General features: G+C 64.7%; 22 protein-coding genes and 1 pseudogene. 12 read left to right on the top strand and 11 right to left on the bottom strand.

Annotation, left to right across the window (positions count from 1 at the left end):
• Positions 1 to 37: 37 nt before the first annotated feature.
• The gene (locus QTI04_RS14760) at positions 38 to 628 is read right to left on the bottom strand and encodes a YqiA/YcfP family alpha/beta fold hydrolase (RefSeq protein WP_286601810.1); all 591 of its coding nucleotides are present in this window, start codon (positions 626 to 628) and stop codon (positions 38 to 40) included.
• A gap of 94 nt (positions 629 to 722) precedes the next feature.
• On the opposite strand from QTI04_RS14760, the gene rodA reads away from it, so the two are divergent.
• The 3 genes from rodA (at position 723) to QTI04_RS14745 (ending at position 4,692) form a co-directional block, all read left to right on the top strand.
• Positions 723 to 1,877 carry a rod shape-determining protein RodA gene (gene rodA / locus QTI04_RS14755; protein ID WP_286616275.1) on the top strand — a complete coding sequence of 385 codons (1,155 nt, stop codon included), beginning with the start codon at positions 723 to 725 and terminating at the stop codon, positions 1,875 to 1,877.
• A gap of 33 nt (positions 1,878 to 1,910) precedes the next feature.
• Positions 1,911 to 3,371: a metalloprotease TldD gene (gene tldD, locus QTI04_RS14750; protein ID WP_286601814.1), complete on the top strand. Its 1,461-nt coding sequence runs from the start codon at positions 1,911 to 1,913 to the stop codon at positions 3,369 to 3,371.
• A 202-nt stretch (positions 3,372 to 3,573) separates the two neighbouring features.
• A complete protein-coding gene (locus QTI04_RS14745) occupies positions 3,574 to 4,692 on the top strand; it encodes a 3-deoxy-7-phosphoheptulonate synthase (RefSeq protein WP_286601816.1) in 1,119 nt (372 codons plus the stop codon).
• An 18-nt stretch (positions 4,693 to 4,710) separates the two neighbouring features.
• On the opposite strand, the gene QTI04_RS14740 is transcribed toward QTI04_RS14745, so the two are convergent.
• Together QTI04_RS14740 and mpl are read right to left on the bottom strand one after the other, a co-directional pair.
• Entirely contained in the window at positions 4,711 to 5,223 is a 513-nt protein-coding gene (locus QTI04_RS14740; RefSeq protein WP_286616274.1) for a cupin domain-containing protein, read from the bottom strand.
• Positions 5,220 to 6,668 carry a UDP-N-acetylmuramate:L-alanyl-gamma-D-glutamyl-meso-diaminopimelate ligase gene (gene mpl, locus QTI04_RS14735; protein ID WP_286616273.1) on the bottom strand — a complete coding sequence of 483 codons (1,449 nt, stop codon included), beginning with the start codon at positions 6,666 to 6,668 and terminating at the stop codon, positions 5,220 to 5,222. The genes QTI04_RS14740 and mpl overlap by 4 nt, the downstream gene beginning before the upstream one ends.
• A 67-nt stretch (positions 6,669 to 6,735) precedes the next feature.
• Here mpl and QTI04_RS14730 point away from each other — a divergent pair, with 67 nt between their 5' ends.
• From QTI04_RS14730 to QTI04_RS14695, 8 genes and pseudogenes are all read left to right on the top strand, one after another.
• Positions 6,736 to 7,329, top strand: a complete 594-nt coding sequence (locus QTI04_RS14730) for a hypothetical protein (RefSeq protein WP_286616272.1) — start codon at positions 6,736 to 6,738, stop codon at positions 7,327 to 7,329.
• Positions 7,326 to 7,859 (top strand): TlpA disulfide reductase family protein, encoded by a 534-nt coding sequence (locus QTI04_RS14725; protein ID WP_286616271.1) that lies wholly within the window; start codon positions 7,326 to 7,328, stop codon positions 7,857 to 7,859. The genes QTI04_RS14730 and QTI04_RS14725 overlap by 4 nt, the downstream gene beginning before the upstream one ends.
• Positions 7,860 to 7,968: 109 nt before the next feature.
• A complete protein-coding gene (gene accB / locus QTI04_RS14720; protein WP_286601823.1) occupies positions 7,969 to 8,430 on the top strand; it encodes an acetyl-CoA carboxylase biotin carboxyl carrier protein in 462 nt (153 codons plus the stop codon).
• 2 nt (positions 8,431 to 8,432) lie between these two features.
• A complete protein-coding gene (accC, locus tag QTI04_RS14715) occupies positions 8,433 to 9,782 on the top strand; it encodes an acetyl-CoA carboxylase biotin carboxylase subunit (RefSeq protein ID WP_286601824.1) in 1,350 nt (449 codons plus the stop codon).
• 148 nt (positions 9,783 to 9,930) lie between these two features.
• Entirely contained in the window at positions 9,931 to 10,815 is an 885-nt protein-coding gene (prmA, locus tag QTI04_RS14710; protein ID WP_286616270.1) for a 50S ribosomal protein L11 methyltransferase, read from the top strand.
• A gap of 44 nt (positions 10,816 to 10,859) precedes the next feature.
• Positions 10,860 to 10,964, top strand: a pseudogene (locus QTI04_RS14705) (zinc-ribbon domain-containing protein); the annotation flags it as partial.
• Positions 10,965 to 11,243: 279 nt separating this feature from the next.
• Positions 11,244 to 12,131, top strand: a complete 888-nt coding sequence (locus QTI04_RS14700) for a DUF3426 domain-containing protein (RefSeq protein ID WP_286616315.1) — start codon at positions 11,244 to 11,246, stop codon at positions 12,129 to 12,131.
• 51 nt (positions 12,132 to 12,182) lie between these two features.
• The gene (locus QTI04_RS14695) at positions 12,183 to 13,085 is read left to right on the top strand and encodes a carbohydrate kinase family protein (protein ID WP_286601827.1); all 903 of its coding nucleotides are present in this window, start codon (positions 12,183 to 12,185) and stop codon (positions 13,083 to 13,085) included.
• Between the two features lie 67 nt (positions 13,086 to 13,152).
• Here the strand turns inward: QTI04_RS14695 and QTI04_RS14690 are convergent, their stop codons facing one another.
• The 8 genes from QTI04_RS14690 to QTI04_RS14655 form a co-directional block, all read right to left on the bottom strand.
• On the bottom strand, positions 13,153 to 13,623 hold the full coding sequence (locus QTI04_RS14690) for a histone H1-like DNA-binding protein (protein WP_286616269.1): 471 nt from the start codon (positions 13,621 to 13,623) through the stop codon (positions 13,153 to 13,155).
• Positions 13,624 to 13,821: 198 nt separating this feature from the next.
• Complete coding sequence (locus QTI04_RS14685; protein WP_286601829.1) at positions 13,822 to 15,060, bottom strand: ribonucleotide-diphosphate reductase subunit beta; 1,239 nt, start codon at positions 15,058 to 15,060, stop codon at positions 13,822 to 13,824.
• A gap of 150 nt (positions 15,061 to 15,210) precedes the next feature.
• Positions 15,211 to 18,129: a ribonucleoside-diphosphate reductase subunit alpha gene (locus QTI04_RS14680; RefSeq protein WP_286616268.1), complete on the bottom strand. Its 2,919-nt coding sequence runs from the start codon at positions 18,127 to 18,129 to the stop codon at positions 15,211 to 15,213.
• Positions 18,130 to 18,475: 346 nt separating this feature from the next.
• Entirely contained in the window at positions 18,476 to 19,066 is a 591-nt protein-coding gene (gene ampD / locus QTI04_RS14675; RefSeq protein WP_286616267.1) for a 1,6-anhydro-N-acetylmuramyl-L-alanine amidase AmpD, read from the bottom strand.
• The gene (locus QTI04_RS14670; RefSeq protein ID WP_286616266.1) at positions 19,059 to 20,576 is read right to left on the bottom strand and encodes a sigma-54 dependent transcriptional regulator; all 1,518 of its coding nucleotides are present in this window, start codon (positions 20,574 to 20,576) and stop codon (positions 19,059 to 19,061) included. Before QTI04_RS14670 ends, ampD begins: the two co-directional genes overlap by 8 nt.
• Positions 20,577 to 20,580: 4 nt before the next feature.
• Positions 20,581 to 22,260 (bottom strand): nitrogen regulation protein NR(II), encoded by a 1,680-nt coding sequence (locus tag QTI04_RS14665; RefSeq protein ID WP_286616265.1) that lies wholly within the window; start codon positions 22,258 to 22,260, stop codon positions 20,581 to 20,583.
• A complete protein-coding gene (locus tag QTI04_RS14660) occupies positions 22,257 to 22,499 on the bottom strand; it encodes a PP0621 family protein (protein ID WP_286601834.1) in 243 nt (80 codons plus the stop codon). Before QTI04_RS14660 ends, QTI04_RS14665 begins: the two co-directional genes overlap by 4 nt.
• Positions 22,496 to 23,305: an inner membrane protein YpjD gene (locus QTI04_RS14655; protein WP_286601835.1), complete on the bottom strand. Its 810-nt coding sequence runs from the start codon at positions 23,303 to 23,305 to the stop codon at positions 22,496 to 22,498. The genes QTI04_RS14660 and QTI04_RS14655 overlap by 4 nt, the downstream gene beginning before the upstream one ends.
• 160 nt (positions 23,306 to 23,465) lie before the next feature.
• On the opposite strand from QTI04_RS14655, the gene ffh reads away from it, so the two are divergent.
• Complete coding sequence (gene ffh, locus QTI04_RS14650; RefSeq protein WP_286616264.1) at positions 23,466 to 24,851, top strand: signal recognition particle protein; 1,386 nt, start codon at positions 23,466 to 23,468, stop codon at positions 24,849 to 24,851.
• The last annotated feature ends 84 nt before the right edge of the window (positions 24,852 to 24,935 follow it).

Genomic DNA, 24,935 nt, shown 5'->3' with positions numbered 1-24,935 from the left:
CCATGCGCTGCAGCGCATCCCGGCTGCTCGCAGACCCTCAGACGGGGTCGATGAAGGCCAGCACGTCGTCGAGGTGGCGCTCTTCGAAATCCGACAGTGCGTGGTCGCTGCCTTCGAGCAGCTCGATCCGGCTTCCCGGATAGCGGTCGGTCATTTCACGCCAGTCGAGCACTTCGTCGCCCTTGGCGATGATGGCGAAGACCTGGTCGGGCCGCGCCAGCGGGCCGACGTCGAGCGTGCGCAGCTCCCCGATGTATTCGGGCCGGAAATGGAAATGCTCCGCGGGGTTGTGCCAGAGCGTCTGGTCGCCGATCTGGCGAACCAGGTCGCGGGCAGGGTGGACCGCGGGGTTCAGCAGCACCGCGCGGCAGTGGGTCGTGCTGGTGACATAAGTGGCATAGAAGCCGCCCAGGGAGGATCCGACGACGGCCATCGAACTTCGCGGCCAGTCGGCGATGCCCCGCATCACGAGGTCGATGGCCTCCCGTGGCGATGGCGGCAGCTGGGGGCACCACCATCGCAGGTTGGGGTGCTCGCGGGCGACGCGCTGGGCCATGAGCGACGCCTTGGTCGAGCGGGGCGAGGAGCGAAAGCCATGCAGGTAGAGCAGGTGGGTGGTTCGCGACATGGCGCGCATTATGGGCACTCCGGCCGAAATTGCCCTCGGAGCCTCTCCCGGGTGCGCGGGGCGCGATAATTCGCTCCCCAATATTCGCTCCCCTATGTCAGCCGTTTTTCATCAACCCTCGCTCGCGCGACGCCTGTTGCCCGTGTTCCAGGGTTACGACGGCTTCCTCGCTTTTGCCGTCCTGCTCCTGGCGTTCGCCGGGATGATGACGATGTATTCGTCGGGCTATGACCACGGCACGCGTTTCATGGACCATGGCCGCAACATGCTCCTGGCCGGCTTCATCATGTTCGTGGTCGCCCAGGTGCCGCCGCAGCGCCTGATGTTTTTTGCAGTCCCGATCTACACGGTGGGCGTGGGTCTGCTGGTAGCCGTGGCGCTCTTCGGCATCACCAAGAAGGGCGCCCAGCGCTGGATCAACGTGGGCGTGGTCATTCAGCCCAGCGAAATCCTCAAGATCGCGATGCCGCTGATGCTGGCGTGGTGGTTCCAGCGGCGCGAAGGCCAGCTGCGCGCGCTGGATTTCGTGGTCGCCACGGCCCTGCTGGCCGTGCCCGTCGGCCTGATCATGAAGCAGCCCGACCTCGGCACCGCACTGCTCGTGCTGGCCACGGGACTTTCCGTGATTTTCTTTGCAGGACTGTCGTGGAAGCTGATCGTGCCGCCGGTGCTGATCGGCATCGTGGCGGTGACGCTCATCGTGAGCTTCGAATCCCAGCTGTGTGCGGACGGATTCGACTGGCGGATCCTGCATGACTACCAGAAGCAGCGTGTCTGCACGCTGCTGGACCCGACCAAGGATCCGCTCGGCAAGGGATTCCACATCATCCAGGGGATGATCGCCATCGGCTCCGGCGGCGTCGGCGGCAAGGGCTTCATGCAGGGCACGCAGACGCACCTGGAATTCATTCCCGAGCGCACCACCGACTTCATCTTCGCGGCCTACTCCGAAGAGTTCGGCCTGGCCGGCAATCTGGCCCTGATCGCGGCCTTCATCTTCCTGATCTTCCGCGGCCTCGCGATCGCGCTGGATGCGCCGACGCTGTTCTCGCGCCTGCTGGCCGGGGCGGTCACCATGATCTTCTTCACCTATGCCTTCGTGAACATGGGCATGGTGAGCGGCATCCTGCCGGTGGTGGGGGTGCCGCTGCCCTTCATCAGCTATGGCGGCACCGCGATGGTCACGCTGGGATTGGGGCTGGGCATTCTGATGTCCATATCTCGCGCCAAGCGATTGATGCAGAGCTGACAGCTTGCGGCATTCCCCTCCTAGAATGCCTCGATGATCTCCCGCGAACCCACCATCGAGCGCCTCGCCACGGCGCAGCAACTTCTGCTCACGCCCTTCGGTCTTGACGAAACGCACCTCTCGCGTGCGCTCGCCGAGATCACCGCGCACAAGGTGGACGACGCCGACCTCTATTTCCAGTACACGCGCAGCGAGGGCTGGAGCCTGGAAGAGGGCATCGTCAAGACAGGCAGCTTCAGCATCGACCAGGGCGTTGGTGTGCGGGCGGTCAGCGGTGAAAAGACGGCGTTCGCATACTCGGACGACATTTCCGAGGCCTCGCTGCTAGACGCCGCGCGCACGGTCCGCACTATTTCTGCCGCGGGACGCACGGCGCGGGTCAAGGCGCCGGCACGCCGGATCGCATCCAGCCGCTCGCTCTACGGCGCAGTCGACCCGATCTCCACGCTCGACAGCACGGCGAAGGTCCAACTTCTCGAAAAGGTCGAAAAGCTCGCCCGCTCCCGTGATCCGCGGGTTGCGCAAGTCATGGCCGGCCTCGCGAGCGAATACGACGTGGTGCTGGTCGCGCGCGCCGATGGCACGCTGGCCGCCGACGTGCGGCCGCTGGTGCGCTTGTCGGTCACCGTGATCGCCGAGCAGAACGGTCGCCGCGAGGTGGGTTCGGGCGGTGGCGGCGGGCGCTTCGGGCTCGCCTACTTCGACGACGAGCACATCGCCGAATACGTGGACCAGGCTGTCAAGTCGGCACTCGTCAACCTGGATTCGCGCCCGGCCCCTGCCGGCGAAATGACGGTCGTGCTCGGCCCGGGCTGGCCTGGCATCCTGTTGCATGAAGCCATCGGCCACGGGCTCGAAGGCGACTTCAACCGCAAGGGCTCGAGCGCGTTCTCGGGCCGCATCGGTGAACGAGTGGCCGCCAAGGGCGTGACGGTGCTCGACGACGGGACCATCGCGGATCGCCGCGGCTCGCTCAACGTCGACGACGAAGGCAACGCGACGCAGCGCAACGTGCTCATCGAGGACGGCATCCTGAAGGGCTATATACAGGATTCGCTCAATGCGCGGCTCATGAAGACCAAGGCGACCGGCAACGGCCGGCGCGAAAGCTATGCCCACGCGCCGATGCCGCGCATGACCAACACCTACATGCTGGGCGGGGACCGCGTGCCGCAAGAAATCGTGGCAAGTATCAAGAAGGGCCTCTACGCCACCAACTTCGGCGGCGGCCAGGTCGACATCACGAGCGGCAAGTTCGTGTTCTCGGCGAGCGAGGCCTATTGGGTCGAGAACGGCAAGATCCAGTATCCGGTGAAGGGCGCCACGCTCGTGGGAAATGGTCCGGATGCGCTCACGCGCGTCACGATGATCGGCAACGACATGGCGCTCGATTCGGGCGTCGGCACCTGCGGCAAGGAAGGCCAGAGCGTGCCGGTAGGCGTCGGCCAGCCAACTCTGCGAATCGACGGCCTCACCGTCGGTGGCACTGCCTGAGCCTCTCCTGTGCTACATTCGCGACTTATGTCCGCCGCACGCGCTTATTACTTTGCCTACTTTTGGTTCCCGGTTTCCGGCGGACGAGAGGCGCGCGCATAAAAGCAGCAGACAGCAGAACCTCCCAAAACCGCCGGTGCCAAAAGCCCCGGCGGTTTTTTTATTGCCTCACGAAATCAAGACACCCGAAAAGGACCGACACATGAGCACGAAAGCCGCCCCGGCCAGCGACACCTGGTATGCGAACGTCGAAAAGACCAGCCGAACCGACGACGAACGCATCAAGGACATCACTGTGTTGCCTCCTCCCGAACATCTGATTCGCTTCTTCCCGATCCGGGGCACGCCGGTGGAGTCGCTGATCACCGGCACCCGTCGGTCGATCCACAACATCATGCATGGCAAGGACGATCGGCTGCTGGTCGTGATGGGCCCGTGCTCCATCCATGACCCGGCCGCGGCACTCGAATACGCCCGGCGCCTGAAAGCCGAGCGCGAGAAGTACGCCGGCACGCTGGAAATCGTGATGCGCGTGTACTTCGAGAAGCCGCGCACCACGGTGGGTTGGAAAGGGCTGATCAACGACCCGTACCTCGACGAGAGCTTCCGCATCGACGAGGGACTGCGCATCGCGCGCCAATTGCTCATCGACATCAACCGGATGGGCCTTCCGGCAGGCAGCGAGTTCCTCGACGTGATCTCGCCGCAATACATCGGCGATCTGATCTCCTGGGGCGCGATCGGCGCACGCACCACGGAAAGCCAGGTGCATCGCGAGCTGGCCTCGGGCCTGTCAGCACCGATCGGCTTCAAGAACGGCACGGACGGCAACATCCGCATTGCGACCGACGCCATCCAGGCGGCCGCGCGCGGGCATCACTTCCTCTCGGTGCACAAGAACGGCCAGGTCGCGATCGTGCAGACCAACGGCAACAAGGACTGCCACGTGATCCTGCGCGGCGGCAAGGCGCCCAACTACGACGCGGCCAGCGTCGCGGCCGCCTGCAAGGACCTGGAAGCCGCCAAGCTGCCGCAGACTCTCATGGTCGACTGCAGCCACGCGAACAGCAGCAAGCAGCACCAGAAGCAGATCGATGTGGCCAAGGACATCGCCTCGCAGATCGCGGGCGGCAGCCGCAGCGTGTTCGGGCTGATGGTCGAAAGCCACCTGACGGCCGGCGCCCAGAAGTTCACGCCGGGCAAGGACCCGATCGCCGGCCTCGAATACGGCAAGAGCATCACCGACGCCTGCCTGGGCTGGGACGATTCGACGCAGGTGCTGGACGTGCTGTCGCAGGCCGTCAAGCAGCGCCGTGGCTGAACCCCTGCGCGGCGCTGGTCAGATCAGCGTGGCGAGATCGGGCCAGTGGTGGCGCAGCAGTCCGGCTTCGTCGCCGTCGGGCCTCATGAACGAGAAGTCGTTGAAGTCGAAGCCGGGGCCGACGGTGCAGCTCACCAGCGTGTAGTCGTCGGGCGCCTGTGGCACAACGATGGGACGGGCCGCCTGCCATTGGCCGGCCGGCACCGTGTGCTGGGGTCGCATGCCGTGCACATCGACCGGCCCCAGCCGCACATGGGCCGGCGCGGTGCGAAGTGCCGCATCGCTGATCCAGAGCGCAAGCGGGGCTCCTTCAAGATGAATCCACACCTCGTCGGACTGCACCCGGTGCCAGCGCGAATGCTGGTGCGCTTCCAGCAGGAAGTAGATGGTGGTGAGCGCGTCGCGCGCCGGCCGGCCGTCGGCGGGCATCACCTGCTTGGAAGAGCGAAACATCTCACGGAACCATCCGCCCTCGGGATGGGGCTGCAATTGAAGGGTCTCGATGAGTTGCTTCGCGCGCATGGGGCTCATTTTGTCGCGTTCAGCGCGGAAAGGAGCCTTTCGTGCACGCCGCCGAAACCACCGTTGCTCATGCAGACGATGTGATCTCCGGGCCGCGTGGCTGCAATGATCTGGGCGACCAGCGTTTCGATGTTGCCTGCGACTCGAGCGCGCGCGCCCATCGGTGCGAGCGCGGCCGAGGCGTCCCAGTCCAGCCCGCCGCTGTGACAAAACGAAAGGTCGGCCGCCTCCAGGCTCCAGGGCAACTGGGCCGTCATGGTGCCCAGCTTCATCGTATTGCTGCGGGGCTCGAAGACCGCAAGGATGCGCTCACTTTTCCTGTCCTCGGCATCGAGCTTCTGCCGCAGGCCGTCGAGCGTCGTGCGGATCGCGGTCGGGTGGTGCGCGAAATCGTCATAGACGCTGATCGCGCCTTGCTCGCGGTTCACCGTTCCGCGCAGTTCCATGCGACGGCGCACGTTGCGGAAGCTGCCGAGCGCGTCGGCCGCAGCGGCGGGCGCGACGCCCACATGCTCGGCCGCCGCGATCGCAGCGAGCGCGTTCATCTGGTTGTGCAAGCCGGAAAGCGCCCATTCGACCCGGCCGACGCGCTCGCCGTGGCGAAGCACGTCGAAGGTGTCGTGCGAGCCCCGTGCCTGCCACTCGCCACCGGCACCGAAACGGGCGAGTTCGCTCCAGCAGCCCTGCGCCAGCACGCGCTGCAGGCTGTCCTCCGTGGCATTGACGACCACGCGCCCCGTGCCCGGCACGGTACGCACGAGGTGATGGAACTGCCGCTCGATCGCCGCCAGATCATCGAAGATGTCCGCGTGGTCGAACTCCAGGTTGTTCAAGATCGCGGTGCGCGGCCCGTAATGAACGAACTTGCTGCGCTTGTCGAAGAAGGCCGTGTCGTATTCGTCGGCTTCGATCACGAATGTCGCCCTCACGCTCCGGCACATCGTGTCGTCGCTGCCCCCCGACGGGGCGCTCGTGCCGCGCCCCAGACGGGCCGAGACGCCGAAATCCAATGGCACGCCGCCCACCAGGAATCCGGGCGTCAATCCTGCACGCTCCAAGATCCAGGCCAGCATGGATGTCGTGGTCGTCTTGCCGTGCGTGCCGGCCACGGCCAGCACGTGGCGGCCCCGCAGTACGTGCTCGGCCAGCCACTGCGGACCGCTGGTGTAGCTTGCGCCCGCATCGAGGATGGCTTCCATCAACGGAAACTTGGGCGTGCCATCGGCCAGCCGGACCCGTGACACCACGTTGCCGACCACGAAGACATCCGGCTTCAAGGCCAACTGATCGGCGTCGAAACCTTCGATCAGGTCGATGCCGAGCGCCCTCAGCTGATCGCTCATCGGCGGGTAGACGCCGGCGTCGCAGCCAGTGACCCGGTGGCCGGCTTCGCGCGCCAGTGCCGCGACGCCGCCCATGAAAGTCCCGCAGATGCCGAGAATGTGAATGTGCATCCGGCGATTCTAGGGACGCAAGTGATCCGGCCTTTTGCGAGGGGCGTACTGCGGGCAAAATGAACCGATGGACATGTCCAAGCAGGAAATCGCCGCCGCTGCGGCCCGCCTCGTCGTCGAGGAAGGCCTGGAGTACGGGCCCGCGAAGCGCCGAGCGCTGCGCGACCTGGGCCTGCCCGTGCGTACCGCACTGCCGAACAACGACGAGGTCGAGGCTGAGGTCCGCGACTACGTCCAGCTTTATTGCGCCGATACCCAGCCCAAGGAACTGCACGCACTGCGCGTACTGGCGCTGGAATGGATGGAGCGGATGGCGCAGTTCCGGCCCCATGTGGGGGGTGCGGTGTGGCATGGCACGGCCACGCGCTTGTCAGATATCTATATCCAGCTCTTCTGCGACGACTCGAAGTCGGCCGAAATCGCGCTCATCGACCACCACGTGGACTATGAGCCGCGCATGGTCACCGGCTTTCACGGCGAGCAGGTTGAGGCGTTGAGCGTGCACGCGACCAGCCGTGTGCTGGGCGAGGAAATCGGCGTGCACCTGTTGGTCTATGACTTGGACGATCTGAGGGGAGCGCTCAAGCACGACGCTCAGGGTCGTGTGCCGAGAGGAAATCTGGCCGCGCTCCGGCGGCTGATCGAAAAGGACAGTGGATGACTACCAGGTCAACGCGTCGTGCCTGGCTTTACGCTAGCGTCGCCGGAGTCGCGGCGCTGGCCGGGGCGGGCGGCGCCTTTTGGCGAAGCCGCGCTCCGCAAGGGGGGGGTGGGCGCCTCGACGAGGGGTTCTGGTCGCAGCGCTTTGAGCGCCCAGAGGGCGGCGAGGTCGCGTTCAATGCCTTGCGTGGCAGGCCGCTGATCATCAATTTCTGGGCCACATGGTGCCCGCCTTGTGTGGAAGAGATGCCGATGATCGACGCCTTCTTCCGTGAAAATGCTGCCAACGGTTGGCAAGTCGTCGGGTTGGCCATCGATCAGCCCAGTGCGGTGCGGAAATTTCTGGCCAAGACGCCAGTGAGTTATCCCATCGGCTTGGCAGGCATGCAAGGCACCGAACTCGTCAAGCAACTCGGCAATACTGCAGGCGGCTTGCCCTTCACGCTGTTCATCGACGGGGGCGGTTCCGTGGCGGCGCGTAAAATGGGCAAGCTTGACGCCGGCGACCTGCAGTCGTGGCGGCGGGCATAGTTCGCGGCTAGAATCCAGCCCCACAAATCGCGCAGTTGGCGTTGAAACGCCGAAATAAGCCGATCTTCAGGCGAGTTACCTTCTAATAACCGGCATACGCTGGAGTCCCATGGATCTACGCAAGCTCAAGACACTGATCGACTTGGTGTCTGAATCGAACATCTCCGAGCTGGAAATCACTGAAGCCGAAGGCAAGGTCCGCATCGTCAAGGGTGGCGTGGCCGCACCGGTCCAGTATGTCCAGGCGGTGGCGACGCCAGCCACAGGCCCTGCCATCGCACCGGCTCCTGCCGCTGCCGGGGCCCCTGCGGCCGCGCCGGCCGAAGCTGCTTCCACCGGCCATGCCATCAAGTCGCCCATGGTGGGCACCTTCTATCGCTCGTCCAGCCCTGGGGCCCCTGCATTCGCCGAGATTGGCAGCCAGGTCAAGGAAGGCGACACCGTGTGCATCATCGAGGCGATGAAGATCCTCAACGAAATCGAGGCCGACAAGTCCGGCACCGTCACACAGATCCTCGCCGAGAACGGCCAGGCGGTCGAATACGGACAGCCGCTGTTCATCATCGAGTGACCATGTTCAAGAAGATACTGGTCGCCAATCGTGGTGAGATTGCCTTAAGAATTCAGCGCGCTTGCAGTGAGCTCGGCATCAAGGCCGTGATGGTCTATTCCGAGGCCGACCGCGAGGCGAAATACGTCAAGCTGGCGGAGGAGGCCGTGTGCATCGGTCCCGCGCCTTCATCGCAGAGCTACCTCAATATGCCGGCGATCATCTCGGCCGCCGAGGTGACGGACTCGGAAGCCATCCATCCGGGCTACGGCTTCCTGAGCGAGAACGCTAACTTCGCCGAACGAGTCGAGCAGAGCGGCTTCCAGTTCATTGGCCCGACGCCCGAATCGATCCGCATCATGGGCGACAAGGTGTCGGCCAAGCAGGCCATGATCAAGGCGGGCGTGCCTTGCGTGCCGGGCTCAGAGGGCGAACTCTCGGACGACGCTGCCACCAACAAGCGCATCGCACGGGCGATCGGCTATCCCGTCATCATCAAGGCGGCGGGCGGCGGTGGTGGACGCGGCATGCGCGTGGTCCACACCGAGGCTGCGCTGGTCAATGCCATCCAGATGACCAAGGCGGAGGCGGGCGCGGCTTTCAACAATCCGGCCGTCTACATGGAGAAGTTCCTCCAGGACCCGCGCCACATCGAGATCCAGATCCTCGCCGACAAGCACAAGAACGCCGTCTACCTGGGCGAGCGCGACTGTTCGATGCAGCGACGTCACCAGAAGGTGATCGAGGAATCGCCGGCACCGGGCGTTCCGCGCAAGCTCATCGAGAAGATCGGCGAGCGCTGCGCGGCGGCGTGCAAGAAGCTCGGCTACCGCGGTGCCGGCACCTTCGAGTTCCTCTATGAGAACGGCGAGTTCTATTTCATCGAGATGAACACGCGCGTGCAGGTGGAGCATCCGGTCACGGAGTTCACCACCGGCATCGACATCGTGAAGACGCAGATCATGGTGGCGGCAGGCGAAAAGCTGCCTTTCACCCAGCGTCAGATCGAGATGCGGGGTCATGCGATCGAGTGCCGCATCAACGCCGAGGATCCCTACAAGTTCACGCCGTCGCCGGGCCGCATCACGATGTGGCACCCGCCGGGCGGACCGGGCGTGCGCGTGGATTCGCACATCTACACCAACTACTTCGTGCCGCCCAACTACGACTCCATGATCGGCAAGATCATCGTTCACGGCGACACCCGCGAGCAGGCGCTGGCGCGCATGCGCACGGCGCTGAACGAGACGGTGGTCGAAGGCATTCAGACCAACATGCCGTTGCATCGCGAACTGATGGTCGATGCCAAGTTCATGGGCGGTGGAACCAACATCCACTACCTGGAAGAGTGGCTGGCTGCACATAAGCGTTGAACTCCCCCAGGCTGCGCGCACTTCGTGTCGCTTCGCCTACCCCCTCGCCGGGGGCAACACCTGCGGCCCGGCAAAGCCGGTTCCGCGGTGTTTTACGAACGGGCTTCGCTTCGCTTGCCGGGGGCATTGCCATTGAGAGGGATTTCCTATGTTCGAACTTCGTCTGATGGCGCCTGAGGAGTTGGTCGAGACCGTCAGTGATGCGCTGGATGCGCTCGATGCGTTGAGTGTTTCGGTCGAGGATGCCGATGCGCAGACCGATGCGGAGCAGGCGCTGTTCGGCGAGCCGGGCATGCCGCCGCCGAAGGAGGGCTGGCAGCGGTCGCGCGTGATCGCACTGTTCTCCACCGAGCAACTGGCGCGTGAGGCGGCCGTGGTGTTGGCGGCGCAGGAGTTCTTTGCAGATTGCCGCGTGCTGGGGTTGGCGGACGTGCCGGAGCAGGACTGGGTTCGGCTGACGCAGTCGCAGTTCGCGCCGGTCGAGGTCACACCTGAGTTCTGGATCGTACCGACATGGCATGAGCCGCCCCTGCAGGCGCGGCAGATCATTCGCCTGGACCCGGGGCTGGCGTTCGGCACCGGTACGCACCCGACCACCCGCATGTGCCTGCGGTGGATCGCTCGTCGCGGCCATCCGGTGGGCCAGCGCGTGCTGGACTACGGCTGTGGCTCCGGCATCCTGGCGATCGGCGCCGCGAAATTCGGCGCGGGTGAGATCGATGCGGTCGATATCGATGAAGCCGCAGTGGAGTCGACTCGGCTCAATGCCGAGGCCAATGGCGTGCACCTGAATGCCGGTCTGCCCGAGGCAGCGGCTGGACGCTACGACGTCGTGCTTGCCAACATCCTCGCGACGCCGCTTAAGGTGCTGGCTCCCTTGCTCTGCGACTACGTGGTGGCGGGCGGCGCTCTGGTGCTGGCAGGCATCCTCGAACGTCAGGCAGACGAGTTGAAACTCGCCTATGCACCGTACGCCTCGCTGGAAGTGAGCGACAGCGAGGATGGCTGGATCCTCATGACTGCAAAGATCTAGTTGGCGCCGGGCTGCGCGCAACCAGCTTTTACAATCTGCGCCAGATGAGCTTGGTCACGCGTTGCCCCGCCTGCGAAACCACTTTCAAGGTGGTGAAGGACCAGCTTCGCATTTCGGATGGCTGGGTGCGCTGCGGTCGCTGCAGCCAGGTGTTCGATGCGACCCTTGATCTGCGAGAGGCGCCCGGGTCTGGACCGTCGCCATCTGCTCCTGTTCCAGCCCCCGCATCGACTCCTGCCGAAAATGGCTTTACGGTCGAGCCGCTTGACGAACAGGAGCAGGCGTCGGAACCCTCAGCGCCGCCGGATGCTGATGAGCACGCACGGGAAGCGGTGGAGGCTGACTTTCTCGACGACGACCATCAGGGGATGTTGACGACGGACGGCGAACATGCGTTCGACGCCGGGCCTTCGAAACCGGCAGCGAACATGCTGTCTTTCGCAGGCGTCGTCGCTGACGAGCCTTGGCCCGATTCGGATCTGTTGAATCTGGGTGATGAAGGCCGCACCGTTGTGCGACCGCCGTTGCCTCCACCACTTTCGTTTCCGAACATCGATCTGTCCTTGCCGGCGCCAGTGCCTGCACCTCCTCCGAGCATTCCCGAAACCGAGCCGACCACCGAGGACGTCAGCAATGCGCAGTTGCAAAAGGCGCTGCGCCGTGCACGAGTCAAGTCAGCCAAGATTGCCAAGGCCAAGGCCCGTGATCAGAAGGCCGCTTCGGTCGAAACGGCGCCAGTGGTCCTGGCGGCCAGTGAGCCTGAACCACCGGTTGAAGTTGTCCGCGGCACGCCATCTTTCATGGGCGCATCGGGATCGGAGGCCTTCTGGCAGCGTCCTGCGGCTCGGCGTTCGATGGTGGCGGCGGCCGTTCTCGCCGCACTGGTCCTGATCGGGCAAATAATTTATCAGGAGCGTGATCTCATCGTTGCGCGCCAGCCGGGTTTGCGCCCGGCGATGGCGTCGATGTGCCAGGCGCTAGGCTGCCAGCTCTCCGCGCTTCGGCAGATCAACGACATCAAGGTCGATGGCGCGTCCTTCTCGCGCGAGAAGAGCGATGAAGGGTTCCGCCTCAGCTTTACCTTGCGCAATTCCGCCGACGTGCCGCTCGCGATGCCCGCCGTCGAGTTGTCGCTGCTCGATACGCAGGAGCGGGCCGTGGTGCGGCGCGTGCTCATGCCTTCCGAATTTGGCGCGCCGTCGATCTTGCCGGCGCGTGCCGAACGCGCGGCGTCGATGTCGCTGAAACTCACCGGCCCCGAGGCCGCAATGATGCCGCCAGTCGCGGGCTTTCGTGTCGAGACGCTCTACCCCTGAGCGGCAGCGGCCTTTCCTTCCCATTCCAACCAACGGTTCATTGGATCATCCATGGCAGCGGTAATTTGCGGTTCCCTCGCGTTCGACACGATCATGACTTTCGAGGGCCGGTTCGCGGACCAGATCCTTCCCGATCAGTTGCACATCCTCAACGTGTCCTTCCTGGTGCCCGGCCTGCGCCGCGATTTCGGCGGCTGCGCGGGCAACATCGCCTACAGCCTCAACGCGCTCGGCGGCACGGCACTGCCGATGGCGACGGTCGGCAGCGACGGCGGCGACTATCTGGAGCGCCTGCGCTCGCTGGGCATCAGCGCCGAGTTCGTCCGGCAGGTGGACGACACCTTCACTGCGCAAGCCATGATCATGAACGACCGGGACAACAATCAGATCACAGCGTTCCATCCTGGCGCGATGCAGCAGGCGCACATCACGCGCGTCACGGCGCGCGAGGACATCAAGCTCGGCATCGTGGCGCCGGATGGCCGCGACGCGATGGTGCAGCACGCGGAGCAATTCAAGGCGGCCGACATTCCTTTCGTGTTCGATCCGGGCCAGGGCTTGCCGATGTTCGATGGCAAGGAACTCGCGCACTTCGTCGACCTGGCCAGTTGGGTCGTGGTGAACGACTACGAAGGAAAGATGCTCGCGCAGCGCACGGGCTGGAGCCTCGCCGAGATCTCGAAGCGCGTTCGCGGCTTGGTGGTGACCTTGGCCGCCGAAGGTTGCGAGGTGTGGACCCACGGCGAGAGCGAGCACGTGCCCGCGGTGAAGCCGACGGCCGTGATCGAGCCGACCGGCTGCGGCGACGCGTGGCGTGGCGCGCTGCTGTTCGGACTGGAGCAGGGCTGGCCCCTCGTGCGTTGCGCCGCGTTGGGCAACCAACTGGGCGCGCTCAAGATCGCGCAGCGCGGGCCGCAGAATTACAAGGTGGATCTGAAGGCCATCGGCCTCTGACGCGCCGGATGCAAAAAAGCCCGGCACCTTGCGGTGCCGGGCTTTGCCTTCAAGGCCGCTGAACGACTCAGGGCTTGCTGGCCGTCGGGAACGGCCATGCTGCCTGCGGGTTCAGCGTAGTCTGCGCTGCGGGAGCAGGGGCAGGGGCGACGGCAGCCTTCGCGGGCGCCTTGGCGGCCTTCTTGGCAGCGGGCTTCTTCGCTGCTTTCTTGGCAGCAGGCTTCTTGGCCGCGGCCTTCTTCGCAGGGGCCTTCTTGGCAGGGGCCTTCTTGGCAGCGGCCTTCTTCGCCGGCGCCTTCTTGGCGGCTACCTTCTTCGCCGGGGCCTTCTTTGCCGCAACCTTCTTGGCTGCACCCTTCTTCGCCGGCGCCTTCTTCGCCGCAACCTTCTTGGCTGCAACCTTCTTCGCCGGCGCCTTCTTCGCTACGACCTTCTTGGCCGGTGCCTTCTTGGCGGCGACCTTCTTTGCCGGAGCCTTCTTTGCCGGGGCCTTCTTTGCAGCGGCTTTCTTAGCCGGCGCTTTCTTTGCAGTTGCCATTTCTATTTCTCCTTGATCAAGTTGAAAAATCAACCTTTTGAAGCACTCCACGCATGTTGGTCAGCGTGAAGCGATTCATGGCGTTGGAGCAGGCTCCAGCACCATGAACACCTGCGCCCTCACCGATGCCGCACTCTTTGGTGCTGGTCGTCGGCGAGAACTATTCTTGAATTCACTTTTTGTTCTTGTCGGAAAGATTCAATCCCAGGAGAGCGCACCACCCGACTGATACTCGATCACGCGGGTTTCGAAGAAGTTGCGCTCCTTCTTCAGGTCAATCATTTCGCTCATCCAGGGGAACGGATTTTCCTCGTTCGGGAAGAGCGTTTCGAGGCCGATCTGCTGCGCGCGCCGGTTGGCGATGTAGCGCAGGTAGCCCTTGAACATGGATGCGTTCATGCCGAGCACGCCGCGCGGCATGGTGTCTTCGGCATATCGGTATTCGAGCTCGACGGCCTTCATGAAGAGCGCCTTGATCTCGGCCTTGAACTCGGCGGTCCAGAGGTGCGGGTTCTCGAGCTTGAGCTGGTTGATCAGGTCGATGCCGAAATTGCAGTGCATCGACTCGTCGCGCAGGATGTACTGGTACTGTTCGGCGGCGCCGGTCATCTTGTTCTGGCGGCCCAACGCGAGGATCTGCGTGAAACCGACGTAGAAGAAGAGTCCTTCCATCAGGCAGGCGAAGACGATCAGCGACTTGAGCAAGGTCTGGTCGTTCTCGTGCGTACCGGTGTGGAAGTTCGGGTCGCTGATGGCGTCGATGAACGGGATCAGGAACTGGTCCTTCTCGCGGATCGACGGGACTTCGTTGTAGGCGTTGAAGATCTCGCTCTCGTCCAGGCCGAGCGACTCGACGATGTACTGGTACGCGTGTGTGTGGATCGCTTCCTCGAAGGCCTGGCGAAGCAGGAACTGGCGGCACTCGGGCGCCGTGATGTGGCGGTAGGTGCCCAGCACGATGTTGTTGGCGGCCAGCGAGTCGGCGGTCACGAAGAAGCCGAGGTTGCGCTTGACGATGCGGCGCTCGTCCTCGGTCAGGCCGTTGGGATCTTTCCAGAGCGCGATGTCGCGCGTCATGTTCACTTCCTGCGGCATCCAGTGGTTGGCGCAGGTGGCGAGGTACTTTTCCCAGGCCCACTTGTACTTGAACGGAACCAGCTGGTTGACGTCGGTCTGGCCGTTGATGATGCGCTTGTCGGCAGCCTTGACGCGATGCGCCACCGGCGCGACGGACGACACTGCTTGTGCGGGCCGCAATGCTGCGCCGTCATCGAGCGTGCGCGCGACGGGCGAAGCGGAAGAGAGAGGGGAAGCAATTTGCGAAGTCGGAAACTCCGTCGAGCGGCCGACTTGCGTGCCGCTGTTCGATGTGTGCCGCAATCCTTGTTGCAGATCCTTTGGCAAGGAGGGCTTGACTTCTTCGTCCCAGGTCAACATAGAAAAATCCAATGCTCAAATTATGTGAGCAACGATGTGAGTTGCAAAGTGCTCCTTCACATCGCGCTCCAATTATGTTGTCGTTATGTTGTTCGCATGCATCGCAATTTGTCAGGCAATGCCGCGAACGACCTCCACTTCATGCCGACATCATTGGCATGCTTCGCACGTCGGATCGTCGACGCCGCAAAAAGCGATGTCGGTTGCGGGCATCGCATTCAACTGCGCTTGCGCTGCGAGTGCAGCGGCTTCGAGTGCGCTCATGCCTTGCGATGCATCGCCGCTGCCTGAAGACACCGCGTTGAGCCGACCCGATTGAACAGTGGACTTCTCGGCATGCGTCGCGCTCTGCGTGCGCAGGTAGTAGGTGGTCTTCAAGCCGCGCAGCCATGCGAGCTTGTAGGTGTCGTCGAGCTTCTTGCCTGATGCACCGGCCATGTAGATGTTGAGCGACTGCGCCTGGTCGATCCACTTCTGGCGACGCGCAGCGGCCTCGACCAACCACGTGGTCTCGACCTCGAACGCGGTCGCGTAGAGCGCCTTGACGTCCTGCGGCACACGGTCGATGGGACGCAGCGAACCGTCGAAGTGCTTCAGGTCCATCACCATCACGTCGTCCCACAGGCCCAGGCGCTTGAGGTCGCGCACCAGGTAATGGTTGATGACGGTGAACTCGCCGGAGAGGTTGGACTTGACCGAGAGGTTGCCGAAGCAGGGCTCGATCGATGCATCCACGCCGATGATGTTCGAGATGGTCGCGGTCGGTGCGATGGCGACGCAGTTGGAGTTGCGCATGCCGTCGGCCTTGATCTTCTGGCGCAGCGCGTCCCAGTCGAGCGTTGCAGAACGGTCCACTTCGACGTATCCGCCGCGTGCCTTTTCGAGCAGGTCGAGCGTGTCGGGCGGAAGCACTCCCTTGTCCCACAGCGAGCCCTTGTAGCTCGAGTACTTGCCGCGTTCGCGCGCCAGGTCGGTCGAGGCCCAGTAGGCGTGGTAGCAGATCGCTTCCATCGATTCGTCGGCGAACTGCACGGCTTCCTGCGAGGCGTAGGGGATGCGGAGTTCATACAGTGCGTCCTGGAAGCCCATCAGGCCGAGGCCGACCGGGCGATGGCGCAGGTTCGAATCGCGCGCCTTCTTGACAGCGTAGTAGTTGATGTCGATCACGTTGTCGAGCATGCGCATCGCGGTCGAGATGGTGCGCTTGAGCTTTTCCTGATCGACTCTGCCGTCCTTCAGATGCTGCAGCAGGTTGACCGAGCCGAGGTTGCAGACGGCGGTTTCGGTGTCACTGGTGTTGAGCGTGATCTCGGTGCAGAGGTTCGACGAATGAACCACGCCGGCGTGCTGCTGAGGCGATCGCACGTTGCAGGCATCCTTGAATGTGATCCACGGATGCCCGGTTTCGAACAGCATCGTGAGCATCTTGCGCCAGAGGTCGGTGGCCTGGAGCGTGCGGCTCGGCTTGATGTCGCCGCGCGCAGCCTTTTCTTCGTAGGCCACGTAGGCGGTTTCGAAGTCGGCGCCGAACTTGTCATGCAGGTCAGGCACGTTGGAAGGCGAGAACAGCGTCCAGGTGCCCTTTTCCATCACGCGGCGCATGAAGAGGTCGGGAATCCAGTTCGCCGTGTTCATGTCGTGCGTGCGGCGGCGGTCATCGCCGGTGTTCTTGCGCAGTTCGAGGAATTCCTCGATGTCGAGGTGCCAGCTTTCCAGGTAGGTGCAGACCGCGCCCTTGCGCTTGCCGCCCTGGTTGACTGCGACCGCGGTGTCGTTCACGACCTTCAGGAAAGGCACGACGCCCTGCGATTCGCCGTTGGTGCCCTTGATATGGCTGCCGAGGGCGCGCACGCGCGTCCAGTCGTTGCCCAGGCCACCGGCGAACTTGGAGAGCAGCGCGTTTTCCTTGATCGACTCGTAGATGCCGTCGAGGTCGTCGGGCACGGTCGTCAGGTAACAGCTGGACAGCTGCGAGCGCAGCGTGCCGCTGTTGAACAAGGTCGGCGTGCTCGACATGAAGTCGAAGGAGGACAGCACTTCATAGAACTCGATCGCCCGGGCTTCGCGGTCGATCTCGTTGAGCGAGAGGCCCATCGCGACGCGCATGAAGAAGGCTTGCGGGAGTTCGATGCGCGATTTGCGCACGTGCAGGAAGTAGCGGTCGTAGAGCGTCTGCAGGCCGAGATAGTCGAACTGCATGTCGCGTTCGGGCTTGAGCGCGGCGCCAAGGCGGGCCAGATCGAACTGCAGCAGCTTCTCGTCGAGCAACTCGTTGTCGACGCCCTTCTTGATGAACTGCGGGAAGTAGTCGGCGTAGGCCTGGGCCCGTTCGGCCGGCGGCACTTCGCGGCCGATCACTTCCTTGAAGATCGTGTGCAGCAGCAGGCGGGCGGTGGCGAAGGTGTAGTCGGGGTCCTTCTCGATCAGCGTGCGGGCAGCGAGGATCGAAGCCTTGTAGACCTCGTCGAGCGGAACGCCGTCGTAGAGATTGCGCATCGTCTCGGCCACGATCGGGCCGGCCGTGATGCTGTCGCCCAGGTCGGTGCAGGCGGATTCGATCAGGTCCTTGAGTTCGTTCAGGTCGAGCGCCACGCGCTCGCCGCGGTCCAGCACGTGCAGCGTGGAGACTGCCACCTGCGTGTCCGCACCGCCCTGCTTCGTGCGCTCCTGCGAGCGGCGTTCGCGGTACAGCACATAGGCGCGGGCGATCTCGTGGTGGCCCCCGCGCATCAGGCCGAGTTCGACCTGGTCCTGCACGTCCTCGATATGGAAGGTGCCGCCGCCCGGTCGCGAGCGGACCATGGCGCGGACCACGCCTTGCGTCAGGTTGTCGACCGTCTCGCGCACGCTGGCGGAAGCCGCGCCCTGCGTGCCATGCACTGCAAGGAAGGCCTTCATCATCGCGATGGCGATCTTGTTCGGCTCGAAAGGCACGACCGCGCCGTTGCGGCGAATGATCTGGTAATGGGCGAGCGCGTTACCTGCAGGCGAGCCGGCAACGTCGCGGTTTTGCGGCGTCGAGGGTACGGCGCGGGAAGTAGAGGAGGGGGGGGTCAGGGCTGTTTGCATTCGATCCTCGTTGGCAATTCTTGTTGGGGCGGCAGTGCCGTGTTGGCCATTGTTCCGGGCGGTACGCGCCGGGCAGGCACACTATATCTGGGGCCCATGGGGTCCACAACCCACTAGATATAGTGTTTTCGACAATCTACAACGACCGTGATTTTTGTTGCTGGACGCCGAAGGCACATTTATCCCGCATCACCAGTGCCCCACGTTAACTGGGTCCGCGATCTACGGGGGTTTCAGAGGGATTTGGGCCTGAAAACCGCATGGTTGCTGCGCTTGCGCAGCGCGGGGGATCATTCGCGGCGATGCACCCGGGATACATCGCCCGTTGCTTCGCGATTGAAAAATTTCAGCGTGTTGCGACGTCCGGGGGGAACATCGCCGGATCCCAACCGAGTTCCGCGCGCAGGAGGCGCCAATCGAAGCCGGCGCCCGGGTCTTCCTTGCGGCCCGGCGCAATGTGTTCGTGGCCGGCGATGAATTCGATCGCGTAGTGCTGCGCGATCGCCGGGCACAGGCTGGCCAGGGTTTCGTATTGCGCGCCTTCGAAGGGTTCGCCCTCCAGCCCTTCGAGCTCGATGCCGATCGAATCGTCGTTGCAGTTCGCGCGGCCGCGCCAGGACGAAGCGCCGGCGTGCCACGCGCGGTCGTCGCAGCTCACGAACTGCCACAGCTCGCCGTTGCGTCTTATATAGAAGTGAGCGGAGACCTCCAGGCCGCGGATGGCGGCGAAGTAGGGATGCGCGTCCCAGTCGAGGCGATTCGTGAAGAGCTGCTGCACTTCGTCGCCGCCGTAGCGGCCGGGTGGCAGGCTGATCGAATGCAGGACGACGAGGTCGATCTGCGCGCCGTCCGGGCGTGGCCCGAAATTGGGGGAGCGCAACTGTCGGGCGAAGCGATACCAGCCGGACTGCCAGAGTCCGGCGCCGGGTTCATTCATCGGCACCGAGACCATTGCCATCATCGCCATTCGGTGTCGCGATGCCTAGGCGCGCGATGCGATAGCGGATTTGTCGAAGGCTCAAGCCGAGGCGCGCCGCCGCCGCCGTGCGATTGAAGCCGGTTTCCTGCAGGGCGCGGATGAGGATCTGGCGCTCCTGCTCATCGAGGTAGCCTTGCAGATCACTCGGCATCGCCGATGCCTGGCGCGTGGGCAATGGGGGCGCGGTCGCGGGACCGGGTTCCGGCAGAAGGACGGGCTCCGCCAACGCGGGTTCCGCAGGGATCACCGCGCTGTCGACGAGGTCGAGATGCAGCATGTCGCCGTCGTTCAACGCGACGGCGCGATGCAGGAGGTTCTCCAGTTCACGGACATTGCCGCGAAGCGGGTGCTCGGACAGGCGCTGGAGCACATCGGCCGACAGGGAGGGCACCGGCATGCCGGCATCGCCTGCGATGCGTTCGAGCAGCGCAATGCACAGCGCGGGCAGGTCGCTGCGACGCTCGCGCAAGGCCGGCACGGCGATCTCGATCACGTTGAGGCGGTAGAAAAGATCCTGCCGGAAGCGGCTGGTCTGGACCTCGGCGTGCAGGTCCTTGTGCGTGGCGCTCACGATGCGGACGTCGACCGCATCCTCCTGCGTCGAGCCGATGGGGCGCACGCTGCGCTCCTGGATGGCGCGCAGCAGCTTGGACTGCATCGCCAGCGGCAGGTCGCCAATCTCGTCGAGGAACAAGGTGCCGCCGCGTGCCGCCTGGAAATAGCCGTCGCGGTCCTGGGAAGAGCCGGTGTAGGAGCCCTTGCGCGCGCCGAAGAATTCGGCTTCGAGAAGGTTCTCGGGAATGGCGCCGCAATTGACTGCGACGAACGGACCGTCGCTGCGCTGGCTGCACGCATGCACGGCGCGCGCGGCCAGTTCCTTGCCGGTGCCGGATTCTCCGCGCACCAGCACCGGCGCCATGCCCCGCGCCACCTTGGCGATGCGTGCCTTGACGAGGCGCATCGGTTCGGATTCGCCTACCAGCCGTTCGAGCGCAGCGACGCCGCTGCTGCCGATGGCCGGCACCGCCTTGCCGCCGTCGTCGCCCGTACGAACCGCTTTCGCCGTGGTCGGCTGTGCCGTCGCCTGCACGGCGGACGCCACGACCGAACGGAACTGCTTCAGGTCGACCGGTTTGGTGAGGTAGTCGAATGCGCCGGCCTTGAGCGCCTCGACTGCATTCTCAGCCGAGCCGTAGGCCGTCATCACGACGCAGCGCTCGGCGCGCTGGTCCTGCTGGATGCGCAGGAGGATCTCCATGCCGAGCCCGTCGGGCAGGCGCATGTCGGTGATCACGGCATCGAAGCGGCCGGCCTCCAGGTGCTGCCAGGCCTCCGACACGCTGCCGGCCGCCTCGACGCGGTAGCCCTCGCGAAGCAGCGTGAGTTCATAGAGTGTGCGCAGATCGGGTTCGTCGTCGACGACCAGGATCTGGGCGGGGCGCGGCGCGGACGGGTTAGGGGTGCTCACACTGCTATTGTGTCAGTCGAGTTTCGGCCGCTGCAAACGCGACGAAAAACTCGTTGCCCTCCGGCCCTGTCGGGGAGAGAGTGCGGCGCTCGTAGCCGATCGTCGCGCCGTGGCGCTCGCACAACTCGCGACACAGGAACAGACCCAGGCCGCTCGAACGGCTTTCGGAAGAGAAGAAGGGTTCGAATAGATGCCGCTGCACCGCGGGTTCGAGCGGTGCACCGTCGCTCCATATCTGGAGGCAAGGCCGGCCGGCGGAGTTCACGCGCGTGGTGATCTGGATCGAACCCTCGCGGTCCCCTGCATAGCGCGCTGCGTTGTCGAGCAGGTTCACGAGGATGCGGCGCAGGTGCTCGACGTCGAAGCGCACGTCGCTTCCGGTCGCGTCGAGCGCCAGCAGCACGCCTTGCCGCTGCGCGTGCTGCACCCATTCTTCCGCGAGCGTACGGACGGTCGGGTCGAGGATGATCTGTTCGCCGAGCGGCAGCACGCGCTGTTGCCGGGCCCGCGCCACATCGAGCACATCGTCGACGATGCGCGACAGGCGCTGCGCGTTCTGTTGCACCATCGTTGTGAGCTGCCGATGCGCAGGGTCGACCAGGTCCTCGCCGAGCAGTGCGCTGGCCTGGGTGATGGCGGCGAGCGGATTGCGGATCTCGTGCGCGACCGCCGCCGACATGCGTCCCATGGCTGCCAGCTTCTCGGTGCGGATGCGGGCTTCGAGTTCGCGCAGATCCTGCAGGAACATCACGCACAAGCTTTCGGTGTGGCGATCCCTCGTTTGCGTGAGGCGTGTGCGCACCCGGACTTCGCGCGCCGTGCCCTGTGCTTGCGCGACGGGAATTTCCTTTGATTGGGGCGTGCGCCGTGAGAAGGTCTGCCCCGCAAGTGCGGCGAGCGGAGCCCATGCCGGATGCGCACTCAGCGCGAACGGCAGCGCGAGTTCCGCCAGGCCCTGGCCGAGGATGGCATCGGCGGCCGGGTTGGTGGCGTGCACTTGGCCTTGGGCATCGATCACCAGGACGCCTTCGCTCAGCGTCTCGATCACGAGGTCGTTGACCAGTGCATGCATCTGCGCCGCGCCGCGGTTTCGCTGCGCCACCGCTTCCTCGCGCGTCAGCCGGCGCGCCAACTCGTGCGCCAGCAAGGCCACCACGAAGAGCCCCGTGCCGGTCAGCGCCGCCTGGACGAACCGGGGCGAGGTGTCCGTGGGCTGCTCCAGCCAGAACCAGGTCGCATGCGCCAGCAGCAGCAAGGTGGCTGCAGCCGTCGTGCCGAGGCCCACCGCGCTCGTGCCCAGCACCGCGCCCATCAACACGGGCAGCGCGAACAGCGGTGTGTAGTTGATGCTGCCGACCTGCATCACTTGCAGCGCCGTGAAAGTGACGAGGTCGACCCCGATGGTCGAGAGCCACGCACCTCCGACGCCCCGTATCGGCTTGAACGGCGCAAACCGCGCCGCCAGCAGCGCGGCGATGACATAGCCGGCCGACAATGCAACGGCTGCCGGCTGCATCGACTGTCCCAGGACCATGGCCAGGGCCTGCAACAGCAGCAGCACCGCCGCGACAAAGCATCGCGCGGCCATGAAACCCCGCCACAGGCGCTGCAGCGCCGAGCTTTCGCCGCTGAAATGTTCGAGCGAGCTCCAGTCCGTGGCCGGGTCGCTCCGTGACCAGGTCACTTGGCTCGCCCTGCGGCTTGGCGGTGGGCTGCGCTGCAGTAGATCCCCGATGGCCCGGTGATTGCATCGGCGGCTGGCAGGTGGAGGCCGCAATGGGCGCAACGGACCATGGCTTGGGGGGCGCCGACGGCCGGTGGCTTGGCGGGCGGTGGGGGGCGCGACTGCATTTCTTCGCGGCGGTTCTTTCGCCAGATCCAGATGGCCACGAAGATGACGGCGAGGACGAGAAGATATTTCATGCGGGGGCGCGCGAGAGGACGACTTCCAGCACGAAGCGCGAACCCACATAGGCCAGCACCAGCAGGGCGGAACCCGCGTAAAGCACGCGGCGCGCGGTGCGGCCGCGCCAGCCGAAGCGTGCGCGTCCAATCAGCAGGACGGCGAAGGCGAGCCAGGCCAGGACGGAGAAAACGGTCTTGTGGTCCCACTTCCAGCCGCGCACGGCCGTGCCGTAAAGGGTCTCGCTGAACAGAAGGCCCGCCAGCAATGTGGCCGACAGCAGGACGAAGCCTGCCGCGACGAAGCGGAAGGTCAGTCGTTCCATCGTGAGGAGGGGCACGCCACCCTGTGGTTCGGCAGCGAGACGGATCTGCTTTTCGGCGCGGGTCATGAGCCATGCATGGATCACCGCGGCACCGAACAGGCCGTAGGAAGCAATACCCAGCGCCAGGTGCAGCGGCAGCCAGGGCGAGGCCGAGACATGCAGCGGCGTGCCCGGGAACAGGACGGCAAGCAGCACGGCCGCAGCTCCAAGCGCTGCAAGTGCTCGGCGCACCTTCAGTTGTGGATACATCCGGCTTTCGATGGCGTAGACCGTCAGCACCAGCCAGGCTGTGACCGAAATCGCCGGCGCGAAGCCGAAGCGCGGGGTGCCGCCGACCAGCCCGCAGCCCAGCGCGAACGCGTGCAGCAGCCACGCCAGCACCAGCAGCGACTGTGTGGACGAGCGGCTGAGCCAGGAGGATGCGGCCGCGGTGAAGCCATAGGCTGCGGCGGTGGCGATGCCCAGTGCCACGCCGAGTGGGGAGGGGATCGCTAAAATCATCGGTCGGAGTTTAATGGCTCGCCCCCAGGCTTCGCGCACTTCGTGTCGCTTCGCCCACCCCCTGACCGGGGGCAACACCAGCGGACCGGCGGAGCCGGATCCGCGGTGTTTCACGACTTTCTTTCGCCCCGCTTCAGCGGAGCAACAAGGTACCCCTTTCATGGCCACCGCGCTCACAGAAAAGTTTTCCCGCCTCGTCAAGACGATGAGCGGCCAGGCCCGGATCACCGAAAGCAACGTGCAGGACATGTTGCGCGAGGTGCGCATGGCGTTGCTCGAAGCCGACGTGGCGCTGCCGGTCGTTCGCGACTTCGTCGCGCGCGTCAGGGAGAAGTCACTCGGCCAGGAAGTACTGGGTTCGCTGAAGCCCGGACAAGCGCTGGTCGGCATCGTGAACCGCGAACTCGCCGCGACCATGGGCGAGGGCGTGGCCGACATCAACCTCGTCGCCCAGCCGCCAGCCGTGATCCTGATGGCCGGTCTGCAAGGCGCCGGCAAGACCACCACCACCGCCAAGCTGGCCAAGCACCTGATCGAGAAGCGCAAGAAGAAGGTGCTCACCGTCTCGGGCGACGTGTACCGTCCCGCCGCCATCGAGCAACTCAAGACCGTCACCAAGCAGGCCGGGGCCGAATGGTTCCCGAGCAGCCCGGACCAGAAGCCGCTCGACATCGCGCGCGCCGCGCTCGACCACGCCAAGCGCCACTTCTTCGATGTGCTTCTGGTCGACACCGCCGGCCGGCTCGCGATCGACGAAGTGCTCATGACCGAAATCCAGCAACTGCACGCTGCACTCAATCCGATCGAGACGCTGTTCGTGGTCGATGCGATGCAAGGGCAGGATGCGATCAACACCGCCAAGGCCTTCAAGGAAGCACTGCCGCTGACCGGCATCATCCTGACCAAGACCGACGGTGACTCGCGCGGCGGCGCGGCCTTGTCGGTGCGACAGGTCACGGGCGTGCCGATCAAGTTCGCCGGTGTCAGCGAAAAGATCGATGGCCTGGAAGTCTTCGATGCCGAGCGGCATGCGGGCCGCATCCTGGGCATGGGCGACATCGTCGCGCTGGTCGAGCAGGTCACGGCCGGCGTGGACGTCGCCGCGGCGCAGAAGCTCGCGGCCAAGGTTAAGAGCGGCGCCGGTTTCGACCTCAACGACTTCCTCGGCCAGTTGCAGCAGATGAAGCAGATGGGTGGGCTCTCCAGCATCATGGACAAGCTGCCTGCGCAGATGGCCGCCAAGGCCACCGAAGCCGACATGACCCGCGCCGAACGCGACATTCGCCGCAAGGAAGGGATCATCAACAGCATGACCCCGCTGGAGCGACGCAAGCCCGAACTCCTCAAGGCAACGCGCAAGCGGCGCATCGCGGCCGGCGCCGGCGTGCAGGTTCAGGAAGTGAACCGTCTGCTCAACGAGTTCGAGCAGATGCAGGGGATGATGAAGAAGATGAAGGGCGGCGGCCTCATGAAGATGATGAAGCGCATGGGTGGCATGAAGGGCATGCCCGGCATGGGTGGTGGCGGCGGGATGCCGCGGTTCTGACTCACCTGCGGACCGGCGGAGCCGGTTCCGCGGTATTCCTGACAAAGAAAAAGCCCGCCGAAGCGGGCTTTTTGTTGGCGTCCT

The organism is Variovorax sp. J22R115, assembly GCF_030317005.1.
Lineage (GTDB): Bacteria > Pseudomonadota > Gammaproteobacteria > Burkholderiales > Burkholderiaceae_C > Variovorax.
This window is presented reverse-complemented; position numbering and strand designations above follow the sequence as displayed.